This window comes from Vagococcus entomophilus, assembly GCF_003987595.1.
Taxonomy (GTDB): Bacteria; Bacillota; Bacilli; order Lactobacillales; family Vagococcaceae; genus Vagococcus_E; species Vagococcus_E entomophilus.
The window spans coordinates 789,350-803,416 of the sequence record NZ_NGJZ01000001.1 but is presented as its reverse complement, the minus strand read 5'-3'; the positions used below and the strand labels follow the sequence as shown (position 1 = coordinate 803,416).

Genomic DNA, 14,067 nt, shown 5'->3' with positions numbered 1-14,067 from the left:
AAATATTCTCACAATTATTCTGGCTGTATGTTACAATAGCAATTAAATAGTACTAGGAGTGATTAGATGGTAAATATTGATTGGAGTAATCTAGGATTTTCTTATATTAAAACACCGTATCGTTATCTTTCAAATTGGAAAAATGGAGCATGGGAAGCAGGCGCCTTAACAGAAGATAGTCAATTGCACATAAGTGAAGGTTCGACTGCATTGCATTATGGTCAGCAAGCTTTTGAAGGATTAAAAGCTTATCGCTGCAAAGATGGTAGCATCAATCTTTTTCGTCCAGATGAAAATGCAAAGAGATTGCAAAAGAGTTGTGATCGTTTGCGAATGCCTCAAATACCAGAAGAGATGTTCATTGATGCTGTAAAACAAGTTGTCCGTGCAAACGAAGAGTACGTTCCACCGTATGGTTCGGGTGCAACGCTTTATCTCCGTCCGTTGATTATTGGTGTTGGCGATGGGATTGGTGTGCAACCAGCTCCTGAGTATATATTTACTGTGTTCTGCATGCCAGTTGGTCCTTATTTCAAAGGGGGACTTACGCCGACAAATTTTGTAGTATCTGATTATGACCGAGCAGCTCCAAATGGAACGGGTGCAGCGAAAGTCGGTGGGAACTATGCAGCAAGTTTGTTACCAGGAAATGAAGCTCACGAAAAAAAATTCTCAGATTGCATCTATTTAGATCCAGCAACACATACTAAGATTGAAGAAGTTGGCTCGGCAAACTTTTTTGCCATTACAAAAGATGATGTGTTTGTTACACCAAAATCTCCTTCAATTCTTCCCAGCATTACAAAGTATTCTTTACTTGAGCTTGCTAACAAAAGGCTTGGCTTAAAAGTAGAAGAAGGGGAGGTTTATATTAACCAACTAGATAAATATAAAGAAGCTGGAGCTTGTGGTACTGCTGCTGTGATTTCTCCAATTGGTGGCATCCAAACGAAGGATGAGTTTCATGTATTTTATAGTGAAACCGAAGTTGGTCCAGTGACGCAACAACTCTATGACGAATTAGTAGGGATACAGACAGGTGATAAAGAAGCCTTAGCGGGTTGGATTTTCAAAGTATAGTTTATAAAAAAAGGTGAGACAATAAATTTGTCTCACTCTTTTTTATTTTGCTTCTTGTAAAATATTGATTTTTTCAACGGTAATGGTTTCAGTTGGTTTGTCACTACTATCTACACTCGTATGGGCAATAGCATCCACCACATCCATGCCTTCGATGACTTGACCAAAAACAGAATATTGTTTATCTAACGTTGGGGTTCCACCTTTTTTGTAGGCTTCGATAATTTTTTGAGGATAGTCATCTGATAACAACCCGTCTGAAACATTTTCGTCGTTTTGAACAATATAAAATTGACTGCCTTGAGTTTTTTCTGTCACACTTCCAGAAGTTCTTGCCATCGCAAGTGCTCCCCGGATGTGATAAAGATTATTAGAAATCTCTGGGGCAAATTCCTTGTTCCAAATGCTGGCACCACCAGTCCCATTTCCATTGGGATCGCCCCCTTGAATCATAAATTCGTTGATCACACGGTGGAAAGTTGTTCCGTTGTAGTAGCCATTTTTTGCATGTGTCATAAAGTTCTCAACAGCTTTTGGCGCATACTCAGGAAACAACTTGATTTTGATAGTTCCTTTTGAAGTAACCAGCTCTACAACATCTTCATTTTCAGCAACTGTTGTTTCAAGTTGCGGTAGTTTCAATGAGTTAATGTCAACTTTCTTAGTCGTTGCTTTTTTCTTTGTGGAAGAAGTGGTCGTAGCTGATTTCTTAGTTTGACTCGATGTCGTACATCCGACCAATAAGACTCCAGCTAAAGTACACATAGCTAAACTTCCAACCATTTTTTTGATTTTCATTTAAACATCCTCTCTATTTTACTTGCTATATAATAGTAACAAATTTTTCAGGTAAAACCAACTTTTTTAAAATTGGTCTATACTATTTGTTAGGGAATTGGTATAATAGAGAAAACGGATACAAAAGGAGAGAATAAAATGGGGAAATTAGGGATTTCTATTTATCCAGAACGTTCAACACTTGAAAAAGATCAGGCTTACTTGGATTTAGCCCATAAGTACGGGTTTAAGCGTGTGTTTACCAGCTTATTGCAAGTGAATGATGACAAGAAAAAAGTACTAAGTGAGTTTCAACAAACAGTTCGCTATGCAACAGATTTGGGATTTGAGGTCATGGTCGATATTAATCCAGACTTGTTCAAACAATTGGGTATTTCGTATGATGACTTATCTTTTTTTCACGAGATGGGGGCAGATGGTGTCCGTTTAGATTTAGGATTCACCGGAGCTGAAGAAGCGAAGATGACAAGGAATCCATATGGCATTAAAATTGAAATTAATATGAGTTCAGGAACTAAATATGTTGATAATATTATGAGTTATTCCCCAAATGTCAATCAGTTGATGGGCTCACACAATTTTTACCCACATCGTTACTCAGGCCTTGGTTATTCGCATTTTATAGCCTGTTGTGAACAATTCAAGCAGTACGGGATAAATACAATGGCTTTTGTGAATTCGCCATCAGCTAGCTTTGGTCCTTGGCCTACCCAAGATGGACTATGTTCGCTTGAAGCACACCGCACATTACCAATTGCAACACAAGTCAAACACCTGGTGCTTACAGGGGTAATTGATGATATCACGATTGGAAATGCATATGCATCGGAGCAAGAGCTGGAAGCGATGGCAACGGCTTTTTTCGCAGAATTCCCAACGCTTAAAGTTGATGTTTTAACAGGAACAACCAAAGAAGAACGAGAAGTTTTATTTAATAATTTGCATAGTTATCGTGGGGATCGCTCCGACTATTTACTTCGCTCAACTTGGACTCGTGTTAAGTACAAAGAATGGGAGTTTCCTGCACACCATACGGTCAACATGAGCCGTGGGGATGTACTGATTGACAATGCACTCTATGGCCAGTATAAAGGGGAAACGCAAATTGCATTAAAAGAAATGAAAAATGATGGACGGGTCAATGTAGTTGGCAGGATTGCAACCGAAGAGCTGTTTTTACTAGAATTTTTAAGACCTTGGTCTAATTTTAAACTAGAAGAAAATGGGCAGTAAGGTTTCAAAAAATTCCAAAGCAGTAAAAAATGCGGTATAAAAGTGATGGTTACTTTTATGCCTTTTTTTGTATAAATAGATTGACATATGAGCAACTATTCACTTATAATATAGATGAAAAAAAAGAATAAGGAGTGGTTGTTCGTGAAAAAAACAGTAAAACTAGAAGGCTTAGATTGTGCAAATTGTGCTATGAAAATTGAACAAGCAATCAAAGAAATTAGTGGTGTAGAAGAAGCTTCGGTCAATTTTATGACGACAAAATTAAAGGTTAGTGCAGAAAGAGCGCAAATGCCTCGAATTCTTGATGAGGTGATAGCAACCGTTCAAAATTTAGAACCTGATGTGGTGGTTATGAAAGCGTAGATGATAAGTGATGGCTAAAAATAAGAAAAGAGTGTTGAAAATTGTTGTCAGTATAGTTTTACTAACGATGATGCATGTTGTCAGAATTGATAGTTTTTGGGCAACTTTTATAGGTTACGGGATTATTTATTTAATCATTGGGAGCGATGTCTTGAAAAAAGCAGGTCACAACCTGTTGAGGAAAGATATTTTTGATGAAAATTTTTTAATGTCTTTGGCAACGATTGGTGCTTTTGCAATTGGTCAATATGCAGAAGGTGTTGCCGTGATGCTTTTTTATCAAATTGGTGAATTATTCCAAAGTTATGCAGTCAACCAATCACGTAAGTCCATTAGCAAGATGATGGACATTCGACCTGATTATGCCAATTTATATGTAGAGGACAAAGTCGAAAAAGTTGATCCTGATGAAGTTGAGATTGGCGATTATATTGAAATCAAGCCTGGAGAGAGAGTGCCTTTGGACGGTTTGGTGATCAGTGGTCAGGCGCTGGTTGATACTTCGGCACTAACGGGTGAGTCTGTTCCCCAAAAGATCAGCCAAGGACAAGAAATTTTGAGTGGTTGCATCAATACAAATGGTGTATTAAAAGTAGAGGTTAAGCAAGAATTTGAAGACTCTACGGTAAATAAAATATTGGACCTGGTAGAAAATGCAAGCAGTAAAAAAGCACAGACAGAAAATTTCATCACCAAATTCGCTCGTTATTATACTCCGACAGTGGTTGCTTGTGCATTTTTATTAGCGGTGATTCCACCCGTAGTAATAGCAAATGCTGAATTCAAAGAGTGGATATACCGAGCGTTGACATTTTTGGTGATTTCATGTCCGTGTGCGCTGGTAATTTCAGTGCCACTAAGCTTTTTTGGTGGGATAGGTGGCGCTTCTAAGCTGGGGATTCTCATTAAAGGAAGCAACTACTTAGAGGCTTTAGCGCAAACAGAAGTAGTGGTCTTTGATAAGACAGGAACACTGACAGAAGGAACCTTTGAAGTTCAAAAAATTCATGCAGTGAGAGACACCGAAGAAAAAGTATTAAAGTATGCAGCCTATGTAGAAAGTTTTTCAACCCATCCGATTGCGCTTTCTTTGCAAAAAGCTTTTGGAGAGGTTGTTAAAAAAGATGAAGTGAAGAATTTAGAAGAACATCCAGGCCAAGGTTTGACAGCAGAAGTCTTTGGTAAAAATGTTTTTGTTGGAAATCAACGCTTGATGCAGCATCAAGGAGTAGCTGGAGTTTTAGAACCTGATGTTTCAGGCACCATTGTTCACGTAGCCATTGATAGAGAATATGTTGGATATCTTTTGATTGCAGATGCAATCAAAAAAGATGCACAGGAAGCGCTAACAAAATTAAAAGAACTGCATATTGAAAAAACTATCATGCTAACAGGAGATAATAACCGAATTGGCCAAGCTGTAGGCAAAAAGCTGGGCTTAGATCAAATCTATACAGAATTGATGCCCGCAGATAAAGTGGCTTGCTTAGAAGAGATTTTAAAAAGGGCTAGTTCCACTGGCAAAGTCGCGTTTGTAGGAGATGGTATCAATGATGCACCAGTTTTAGCTAGAGCAGATATTGGCATCGCAATGGGAGGACTTGGCTCAGACGCAGCGATTGAGGCCGCTGATGTGGTAATTATGACAGATGAGCCTTCCAAAATTCCAGTAAGCATCAAGCTGGCTAAAAAAACAATGGGCATTGTTAAGCAAAATATACTTTTTGCATTAGGAATCAAAGTGCTTTTTTTAGTACTAGGAGCTGTTGGAATGATGACAATTGGTGGGGCTGTTTTTGCCGATGTTGGCGTAACAGTTTTGGCAATACTCAACGCAATGCGTTGTTTGTATGTAAAAAAATTAATCAATTAGTTTTTAAGATGAATGCTTTTTAGCGTTCATCTCTTTTTGTTTATGTAAAGGAACAAATGTAGTACAATAAAAAAGACTAAAAATAAAGGGATGAAAAAATGGAACAAATTGAAAAAGTAACCAAAAGAAAACGTTCAGGTTATACACTTGTTTTGACCTCTGGGCGCAAACTATTTGTTTCAGAGGATGTCTTTGTTCGTTATAGATTATTAAAAGGAAAAGAACTAGAGGAAACACTGATAAAGGAAATTGAAGAGACAAGCGCATTAGATCAAGGCTATCAGCTAGCGCTTAATTATTTGAGTTATCAGTTACGCTCAGAAAAAGAAATCCGGAAATATTTACTAGAAAAGGAAATTCCTAGCTTTATGATTGGCCCGGTTATCGAAAAACTTAGAGAAATCCGGCTAGTTGACGATCAGGTCTATGCCGAAAGTTATGTTCGAACGATGATTCGGACTTCTGATAAGGGACCAGCTGTTGTTATGCAGCAACTTAGAAAAAAAGGAATTGAAGAGCAAACGAGTGCTGAGGCATTGTTGCTTTATACCAACGACTCGCAGCAAGAAAATGCAACTGCACTAGCAAAAAAGTTGGAAAAGCGATATCGTCAAAAGAGTCACCAAGAAAAGTTAAATAAAATGAAACAAGGATTGATGCTCAAAGGATTCAAGCAAGAAATAATTCAAGCAGCACTTGCAAGCATTTCTGTTGAAAAGGACAGTCAACAAGAAGCAGAGTTGCTCGAACAATTAGGGGATAAACTCTGGGAAAGAAATGTGCGCTTAGACTTGCCAAAGCGCAAACAAAAAGTAATACGCTCGTTATTTCAAAAAGGATTTGATTATGAGCTAATTCAACAGTTTATTGAGAAGAAAGAGTTGGAACATGAAGGATAAAGAGAATGCTAAGGTGAAAAAACAATGGTTGAACGATTGGCCAACGAAACGCGTAGCGGAATTTCAAGAAGAATTTTTGGGTTGGTATGAGCAAGAAAGAAGAATCTTACCCTGGCGAGAGAATCAAGATCCTTATCGTATTTGGGTTTCTGAAATTATGCTTCAACAGACGAGAGTGGAGACAGTTATTCCCTATTTTTTGAGGTTTACCGAATGGTTTCCGAGTATCCAAGCGTTGGCACAAGCAGAAGAAGAAAGGTTATTAAAGGCATGGGAGGGGTTAGGCTACTATTCAAGAGTGAGAAACATGCAAAAAGCAGCTCAACAAATAGTGGAGTTGCATGACGGTCAGATGCCAAATGAGATCCAAAAAATCCAAGAATTAAAAGGAATTGGTCCATACACTGCAGGAGCTATTGCGAGTATCGCCTTTAATCTGCCAGAGCCAGCAATTGATGGGAATGTGATGCGTGTTTTTAGTCGTTTATTTGAAATAACCGATGATATTGCCAAACCAAGCAGTCGAAAAGTTTTTGAGCAAGCTGTTCGATTGTTAATCTCTCCAAACAAACCAAGCGAATTTAATCAAGCAATCATGGATTTAGGGTCAGGTATTTGCACGCCAACTTCGCCAAAGTGTGAGAAGTGTCCTATCCAAAAGTATTGTTTGGCGTATGAAAAAAAAGAAATAGAAAAATATCCCGTTAAAAGTAAAAAGGTTAAGGCAAAACCGGTCTATTATCTAGCGCTAGCGATTCAAAATGAAGCAGGAGCATTTCTTTTTGAACAAAGGAAAAAAGAAGGACTGTTGGCCAATATGTGGATGTTTCCATTAGTCGAAATCAAAGAGGCTGAGTTCAAGCGCTATTTAAAACAATGGCAGGCTTTTCTTAAAGAGAAGGAACCAAGTGAACAATTAGAACTATTAGCAGAAGACAATGAGCCTCTTGGTGAAACTAATTTGACACATTTCTCTTTCGCGCAGTCCCTTGCACAATTAGAAAGATATAGCGAAACGGTTGTTTGGTTAAAACAGCCTGTGGGAGAAGTGACACATATTTTTAGTCATTTAAAGTGGTTTATTCTACTTGCCAATGGCTATGTGAAAAATCAAAAACAATTTCAGTTGGCAGCCAACCAACGCTGGTTAAAAATCGAAGAGACTACTGATGTCGTATTGCCCAAGCATCAACAAAAACTGTTGGAATTTATAAAGAAACAGAATTCAGACTAAAGGTACCACAAAAATTGCGATTTTTTTTATAACTTTCATTATTTTATGATATAATAGTGATGATATCGATGTAATGAATATCCTAGTGAAAAATCAGTGATTTTCAAAAGAAGGTAGGGTAAATATGCGTGTTCCTAAAGAAGGGGAATTTATCACTATTCAGAGTTATAAGCACGATGGTAATTTACATCGAATTTGGCGGGATACGATGGTATTAAAAACGAGCGAATGTTCACTCATCGGTGTAAACGACCACACATTAGTAACAGAGTCAGATGGTCGAAGATGGGTTACTCGTGAGCCAGCAATTGTATACTTTCATAAAAAATATTGGTTTAACGTTATTGCAATGATTAGAGAAAAGGGAGTTTCTTATTATTGTAATCTGGCCTCTCCGTATGTTTTGGACGCAGAAGCACTGAAGTACATTGATTATGATTTAGACATCAAAGTATTTCCAGATGGTGAAAAGCGTCTGCTTGATGTCGATGAGTACGAAGATCATCGACGTCAGATGAACTATTCTGCAGAAATTGACTTTATTCTAAAAGAGAATGTCAAGATTTTAGTGGACTGGATTAACAACGGAAAAGGTCCATTTTCAAAAGAATACGTAGATATTTGGTATGAGCGGTATCAACAGTTGTCTAAAAAATAACTTTTGTCTAGTTGGAATTCTGATAACTTAGCTTTTGCAAAGGAAAACGAGCCTAGAATATTTTTCTAGACTCGTTTTTTGTTATAGGAGTTGCTTGGACATCATACAATGCAAGATCCCTGCCTCTAAAAATTGTTTTCCGAATGGCTTGTAGCCAAGCTTTTCATAAAAACCAAGTGCTTTTATTTGTGCCCCTAATACTATTTCTTTGTATTGCTCTTCTTTTGCATAATTCTCGGTTTCTAATACAAGTTTTAAACCATAACCAAATTTTCTTGCTTCTTTTAAAACAGCCATTCGCTGTAATTTGATTTGTTCATTACTTTTCTCCAAAAGTCGACAAGTTGCAACAGCTTTTTTAGTATCGTCATATAAAACAAAGTGACAACACCGATCTTCTGATTCGACTTCAATATCCAGTGGAACCTGTTGCTCTTTTACAAAAACTTCTTTACGAATCGAAAGTGCATCAAAATAAGTCTGTGAATTTAGATCTTTTGTATAGGTGATGTACATAGAGTACTCCTTTCTAGTGAGCCATAACAAAAATTAAAGCTTTTTTTGATAAAATCTATTATACTATACGTAATTGCATTTTCAATATGAAATTGAAGGAGGAAAATTGATGTTTGATCGTTTAAGGGGATCAAAATTATTATTTTGGTCTGTTGAGTTGTTGGTGATTGCAACCTTGATTTTTGTTTCAACCAAAATCAACTTTTTATTTAGTCCAATTGCGACGTTCTTTTCGACGTTGTTCACCCCCATTTTGCTAGCAGGTTTTTTATTTTATTTATTAAATCCACTGGTAAAATTTATTATGAAAACAGGACTTTCACGGGGGAAGTCCGTTGCGATTGTCTTTGTGATTTTTGTGTTACTGACTGCATTATTTATCGGTGCGATTTTGCCAAATTTGGTTAAGCAAATTGTGCAATTGATTAATAACTTGCCAGCATTTGCTAAGAGCGTTGAAAAGTGGACAAACGAATTGATGAGTCATCCCTATTTAAAAAATATTGATATCAATGAATATTTGAAAAAAATGGATATTTCGGTTCAAAGTGTTTTGAAACAGGTATTGAATGCTTTTTCGACTAGCCTATCTACAATCATTAGTTCTGTTGCAAACGTTACAGTAATCATTGTAACCGTTCCGTTTATTTTGTTTTACATGCTAAAAGATGGACCAAAAATGATTCCAGCAATTGAAAAATATCTTCCACAAAAACGTAAAAAAGAAATCATTGTTTTGGTTGGAAAAATGAGTGATACAATTTCTGCTTATATTAGTGGACAAGCAATTGAATGTCTCTTCGTAGGGGTTTGTACTTGGTTAGGATATTGGGCGATTGGCATTGACTATGCTTTCTTGTTTGGGTGCATTGCGGGAATAACCAACATGGTTCCATACTTAGGCCCCTACTTAGGGTTGGCTCCAGCAATATTTGTTACGGTTCTTTCCTCACCGGTGAAGGCACTACTTGCTTGTATTTTAGTTCTTGTCATTCAACAAATTGATGGCAATATCATCTATCCAAATGTTATTGGAAAAAGTTTGGACATCCATCCGCTCACAATCATCATCATTCTGTTAGTTGCAGGCAATATCTCGGGACTTCTGGGAATGATTTTGGGTGTTCCATTGTATGCGGTTTGTAAAACGATTTTCAAGTATGTTTATGATATTGTTCAGTTAAATAAGACAGCAAAAGAGGAACCCGATGAAAACGGTTTTCAGGAAAAAACTCAAAATGATAATTAATTGAAATTCACTTGAATTTGTGATACTATTCTGTTACATCTAGAGTTAGGTAGAATGATATATTTTAAGGAGAGAACAGCTTATGAATGCTGACCCAGAGAGTCAGTCGTTAATTACACAATTTTTAATTTTGATTATCTTGACCCTACTAAACGCTTTTTTTGCCGCTGCAGAGACTGCATTGATTTCGGTAAACAAAAACAGAATAGAGCAAAAAGCGGGATTAGGAAATAAACAAGCGAAAAAACTACTTGATCTGCTTGAACATCCCAATAATTTCTTGTCAACAATTCAAGTTGGGATTACCTTGATGACAATCCTTTCAGGTGCGTCCTTGGCAGAGTCCTTGGCACAAAAATTGACCACTTTACTAGGTGGTGGAGAAACTGCTGCTCAAATAGCAAGTGTCCTTTCGCTGATATTTTTAACCTATATTTCCATTGTTTTTGGGGAGTTGTATCCTAAAAGAATTGCTTTAAACAAATCTGAAGAGGTGGCCATGTTTACAATGTGGCCGGTACAGATACTAGGAACTATCGCACGTCCATTTGTTTGGTTGCTATCAGCCTCAACTGATCTTTTAGGAAGACTCACACCGATGAAATTTGACGATGCAGACGTAAAAATGACGCGTGAAGAAATGCGCTATATGCTTGTCAATGAAGGGGTACTTGATTCAGATGAATTGGAAATGGTACAAGGGGTATTTTCGCTAGATACAAAAGTTGCTCGAGAGATTATGGTTCCAAGAACAGATGCTTTTATGATTAATGTGCACGATACGATTGCAGAAAACATTGACTTGGTACTCTCAGACAACTATTCAAGAATTCCAGTATATGATGAAGACAAAGATAAAGTAATTGGAATTTTACACTTGAAAAATTTGTTGAAAGCAGCGAAAATTGAAGGTTTTGAAAATGTTGATTTATTAAAAATTATTCAAGAACCTTTGTTTGTTCCAGAAACCATTTTTATTGATGACTTGCTTTATGAGTTGAAAAAAACACAGAACCAAATGGCTATCTTACTTGATGAGTATGGTGGAGTAGTGGGACTTGTGACTTTGGAAGATTTATTAGAAGAAATTGTAGGCGAAATAGAAGATGAGTCGGACGAAGTAGAAAACTTGTATTCCAAAATTGATGCTCAAACTTATCTTGTTCAAGGAAGAATGCTGATTGATGAGTTTAATGAGCTATTTCATACAGAGCTTGAGATGAGTGACGTAGATACAATCGCTGGATACTTTATTACGGCATTAGGGACTATTCCAGATCAAGGGGAAAAGCTTTCGTATCAGGTTGGAAATTTGACTTTGATTTCTGAGGAGATGGAAGGCTCAAGACTACTGGTCCTCAAAGCGATTTTTTCTGAGGAACAGCGCACAGAAGATTTAGATGATGAGGAAGAACGCCATCGTTTTAGAAAAGATAAAAATGATGAGGAATGATAAAAAATAAAAGAGAGCAGGTTATGCCTGCTTTCTTTTATTTTTTTGAAAAAAAGACTTTAAATTTTCATTTGCATGCTACAATATGAGAAGAAAAGAAAAATAAATATCCAAGCAAATGAGGGAGAGAAGATGAGTTTAGGCGAAATCTGTTTAAGAGTCATTCTGGCGATGGTGATTGCAGGTCCGATTGGTTATGAGCGCGAGTTTAAAAATCGACCTGCGGGTATCCGTACCCATATTCTAGTGTGTCTAGGAGCGGTAATCATCGCCTTAATCCAAACGCAATTAACACTTCAAGCCCTAGATTACGCAAGTAAGCATCCTGAGGTTAGATCGTTGCTTAGAATTGACCAATCGCGTTTAGTTGCACAAGTCGTTAGTGGGATTGGTTTTTTAGGTGCTGGAACAATCATTGTAACAAAAAGAACAATTACAGGGCTGACGACAGCAGCCTCTCTTTGGTCAGTTGCAGGTCTGGGAATTGCAATTGGCTTAGGCTTTTATAAAATTGCTATTTTAGGGTTTATCGGTGTATTGACCGCATTATATATGATAAAAAAAGTAATTCATGTTCCATCACTCAAAAAGCTAGAAATTCATTATGTACACCGTAATGAGACAAAAGAGTTTATTACACAGTACTTTGAAGCACATCAGATCAAAACATTGGATGTTGATTTTAATGTGGATTTTAAAAAAGATCGGAGAGTTTATGCAAATATTTACACGGTAGAGCTTCCTACAAATTTGACTTTTACAGAAGTAATTGAAGAAATATCGGCTCATAAAAATGTAACAAAAATGCGGTTAATCAGCATCTAAAGAAACAAATTCATTTTGAATAATCCGCTACTTCGTGGTATACTATTTGCTATGACAAGCCGAAGTAGAAGGAGCAAGCGATGATTATGTATACGAAGCATTAGAAAGTATTTTTCTTTAACGAATAGCTAATAATAAAGGAGAATACAAAATAATGAATAAACAACATCAAGAAGTAGATAGCCGTCGCACTTTTGCGATTATTTCCCATCCGGATGCGGGGAAAACAACCATTACTGAACAATTGTTATTATTTGGGGGTGCAATTCGTCAAGCGGGGACTGTAAAAGCTAAAAAAACAGGGAATTTTGCAAAATCTGACTGGATGGAAATCGAAAAACAACGTGGGATTTCGGTCACCAGTTCTGTGATGCAATTTGACTATGATGATAAGCGTGTCAATATCTTGGATACGCCTGGACATGAGGATTTTTCTGAGGATACTTACCGGACACTGATGGCAGTAGATAGTGCTGTGATGGTGATTGATAGTGCCAAAGGGATTGAAGCGCAAACGAAAAAATTATTTCAAGTTTGTCGCATGCGGGGGATTCCTATTTTTACTTTTATTAATAAATTAGACCGTGATGGTCGAGAACCGTTAGAACTGCTTTCAGAATTGGAAGAAGTATTAGGAATTGAGTCTTATCCGATGAATTGGCCGATTGGTATGGGAAAAGGTCTGGAAGGACTTTATGACGTATATAATAAACGAGTAGAGTTATATCGTCCAGCACACTATAATAGCGAGCGCTTTATTCCGTTAAACGCTGAAGGTGATATACCATCTGATCATCCATTGCAACAAAATTCTGTTTTTCCTCAGGCTTTAGAAGATGTGGAGCTGTTGGTAGAAGCTGGAAATGAATTTTCTAAAGAAAAGATTGCAGCTGGAGAGCTAACGCCAGTATTCTTTGGCTCTGCGCTGACAAACTTTGGGGTACAAACATTTTTAGAAACATTTTTACAGTTTGCCCCTAAACCATCTGATCACAAGACCGAAGAGGATCAAGAGATTAGCCCTTACGAAGAAGAGTTTTCCGGATTTATTTTTAAAATTCAAGCGAATATGAACCCTGCCCATAGGGATAGAATTGCGTTTGTCCGAATTTGTTCGGGTACATTTGAGCGCGGCATGGATGTGACATTGGAGCGTACGGGGAAGAAGTTTAAGTTAACCAACTCCACACAATTTATGGCAGATACTCGTGAAAACGTTCAAGAAGCAGTTGCTGGGGATATTATTGGACTCTATGATACGGGAAATTATCAGATTGGCGATACTCTTTATGGAGGGAAATTAAAAGTTAGCTACGAAAAACTCCCTCAATTTACGCCAGAGCTCTTTATGAAAATAACAGCTAAAAATGTGATGAAGCAAAAATCATTCCACAAAGGAATTCAACAATTGGTTCAAGAAGGAGCTATTCAACTTTATAAAACCTACTTAACCGAAGAATATATCATTGGAGCGGTAGGACAACTTCAGTTTGAAGTTTTTCAACACCGTATGTTAAATGAGTACAACACAGAATTGATTATGACACCAATGGGAAGTAAGATTGCTCGTTGGATCAATCCAGAGGATTTAGACGAGCGGATGAGTTCTAGTCGTAATATACTGGCTCGAGACCGTTTTGACCAACCACTCTTCTTGTTTGAAAATCAATTTGCGATGCGCTGGTTTGCTGACAAATATCCAGATGTCGAATTGAAGAGTTTACTGTAAAATTAATTTGTAATCAATCAGTAGGTGAATCTTTAGAAGATTGAAGCTCGCATCTTCAGAAAAAAATCTATTAAGATGCGTTGGTTTGCAAGAAGTCCTTTTTTATCAAGATTTGATAAGAAGGGACTTTTTTCTATGAACTGGAAGATATTAT

11 protein-coding genes and 1 pseudogene are annotated in these 14,067 nt (G+C 37.2%); 10 read left to right on the top strand and 2 right to left on the bottom strand.

Going from position 1 to position 14,067, the window contains the following annotated elements:
- Positions 1 to 66: 66 nt before the first annotated feature.
- Entirely contained in the window at positions 67 to 1,080 is a 1,014-nt protein-coding gene (locus CBF30_RS03700) for a branched-chain amino acid aminotransferase (protein ID WP_126822881.1), read from the top strand.
- Positions 1,081 to 1,122: 42 nt separating this feature from the next.
- Here the strand turns inward: CBF30_RS03700 and CBF30_RS03695 are convergent, their stop codons facing one another.
- Positions 1,123 to 1,878 (bottom strand): peptidylprolyl isomerase, encoded by a 756-nt coding sequence (locus CBF30_RS03695; protein ID WP_126822879.1) that lies wholly within the window; start codon positions 1,876 to 1,878, stop codon positions 1,123 to 1,125.
- A gap of 138 nt (positions 1,879 to 2,016) precedes the next feature.
- Between CBF30_RS03695 and CBF30_RS03690 the strand changes: the two genes are divergently transcribed.
- The 5 genes and pseudogenes from CBF30_RS03690 (at position 2,017) to ntdP (ending at position 8,141) form a co-directional block, all read left to right on the top strand.
- Complete coding sequence (locus CBF30_RS03690; RefSeq protein WP_126822877.1) at positions 2,017 to 3,111, top strand: DUF871 domain-containing protein; 1,095 nt, start codon at positions 2,017 to 2,019, stop codon at positions 3,109 to 3,111.
- A gap of 114 nt (positions 3,112 to 3,225) precedes the next feature.
- Positions 3,226 to 5,350, top strand: a pseudogene (locus CBF30_RS03680) (heavy metal translocating P-type ATPase).
- A 98-nt stretch (positions 5,351 to 5,448) separates the two neighbouring features.
- The gene (gene recX / locus CBF30_RS03675) at positions 5,449 to 6,249 is read left to right on the top strand and encodes a recombination regulator RecX (protein WP_126822871.1); all 801 of its coding nucleotides are present in this window, start codon (positions 5,449 to 5,451) and stop codon (positions 6,247 to 6,249) included.
- Positions 6,239 to 7,483, top strand: coding sequence for an A/G-specific adenine glycosylase (gene mutY, locus CBF30_RS03670; protein WP_126822869.1), 1,245 nt, complete (start codon positions 6,239 to 6,241; stop codon positions 7,481 to 7,483). Before recX ends, mutY begins: the two co-directional genes overlap by 11 nt.
- A gap of 124 nt (positions 7,484 to 7,607) precedes the next feature.
- Positions 7,608 to 8,141 carry a nucleoside tri-diphosphate phosphatase gene (gene ntdP, locus CBF30_RS03665; protein WP_126822867.1) on the top strand — a complete coding sequence of 178 codons (534 nt, stop codon included), beginning with the start codon at positions 7,608 to 7,610 and terminating at the stop codon, positions 8,139 to 8,141.
- Between the two features lie 81 nt (positions 8,142 to 8,222).
- On the opposite strand, the gene CBF30_RS03660 is transcribed toward ntdP, so the two are convergent.
- A complete protein-coding gene (locus CBF30_RS03660; protein WP_126822865.1) occupies positions 8,223 to 8,657 on the bottom strand; it encodes a GNAT family N-acetyltransferase in 435 nt (144 codons plus the stop codon).
- A 109-nt stretch (positions 8,658 to 8,766) separates the two neighbouring features.
- On the opposite strand from CBF30_RS03660, the gene CBF30_RS03655 reads away from it, so the two are divergent.
- The 4 genes from CBF30_RS03655 to CBF30_RS03640 all read left to right on the top strand — a co-directional run bounded on the left by CBF30_RS03655 (position 8,767) and on the right by CBF30_RS03640 (position 13,913).
- A complete protein-coding gene (locus CBF30_RS03655; RefSeq protein ID WP_126822863.1) occupies positions 8,767 to 9,906 on the top strand; it encodes an AI-2E family transporter in 1,140 nt (379 codons plus the stop codon).
- 82 nt (positions 9,907 to 9,988) lie between these two features.
- Positions 9,989 to 11,359 (top strand): hemolysin family protein, encoded by a 1,371-nt coding sequence (locus CBF30_RS03650; RefSeq protein ID WP_126822861.1) that lies wholly within the window; start codon positions 9,989 to 9,991, stop codon positions 11,357 to 11,359.
- A 132-nt stretch (positions 11,360 to 11,491) separates the two neighbouring features.
- Entirely contained in the window at positions 11,492 to 12,184 is a 693-nt protein-coding gene (locus CBF30_RS03645; protein WP_126822859.1) for an MgtC/SapB family protein, read from the top strand.
- Between the two features lie 154 nt (positions 12,185 to 12,338).
- Positions 12,339 to 13,913: a peptide chain release factor 3 gene (locus CBF30_RS03640; protein WP_126822857.1), complete on the top strand. Its 1,575-nt coding sequence runs from the start codon at positions 12,339 to 12,341 to the stop codon at positions 13,911 to 13,913.
- Positions 13,914 to 14,067: the final 154 nt, after the last annotated feature.

Excerpts from the sequence above, each read along its gene's own strand:
- CBF30_RS03700 (WP_126822881.1), top strand. The coding sequence starts at position 67 with ATGGTAAATATTGATTGGAGTAATCTAGGATTTTCTTATATTAAAACA.
- CBF30_RS03695 (WP_126822879.1), bottom strand. The coding sequence starts at position 1,878 with ATGAAAATCAAAAAAATGGTTGGAAGTTTAGCTATGTGTACTTTAGCT.
- CBF30_RS03690 (WP_126822877.1), top strand. The coding sequence starts at position 2,017 with ATGGGGAAATTAGGGATTTCTATTTATCCAGAACGTTCAACACTTGAA.
- recX (WP_126822871.1), top strand. The coding sequence starts at position 5,449 with ATGGAACAAATTGAAAAAGTAACCAAAAGAAAACGTTCAGGTTATACA.
- mutY (WP_126822869.1), top strand. The coding sequence starts at position 6,239 with ATGAAGGATAAAGAGAATGCTAAGGTGAAAAAACAATGGTTGAACGAT.
- ntdP (WP_126822867.1), top strand. The coding sequence starts at position 7,608 with ATGCGTGTTCCTAAAGAAGGGGAATTTATCACTATTCAGAGTTATAAG.
- CBF30_RS03660 (WP_126822865.1), bottom strand. The coding sequence starts at position 8,657 with ATGTACATCACCTATACAAAAGATCTAAATTCACAGACTTATTTTGAT.
- CBF30_RS03655 (WP_126822863.1), top strand. The coding sequence starts at position 8,767 with ATGTTTGATCGTTTAAGGGGATCAAAATTATTATTTTGGTCTGTTGAG.
- CBF30_RS03650 (WP_126822861.1), top strand. The coding sequence starts at position 9,989 with ATGAATGCTGACCCAGAGAGTCAGTCGTTAATTACACAATTTTTAATT.
- CBF30_RS03645 (WP_126822859.1), top strand. The coding sequence starts at position 11,492 with ATGAGTTTAGGCGAAATCTGTTTAAGAGTCATTCTGGCGATGGTGATT.
- CBF30_RS03640 (WP_126822857.1), top strand. The coding sequence starts at position 12,339 with ATGAATAAACAACATCAAGAAGTAGATAGCCGTCGCACTTTTGCGATT.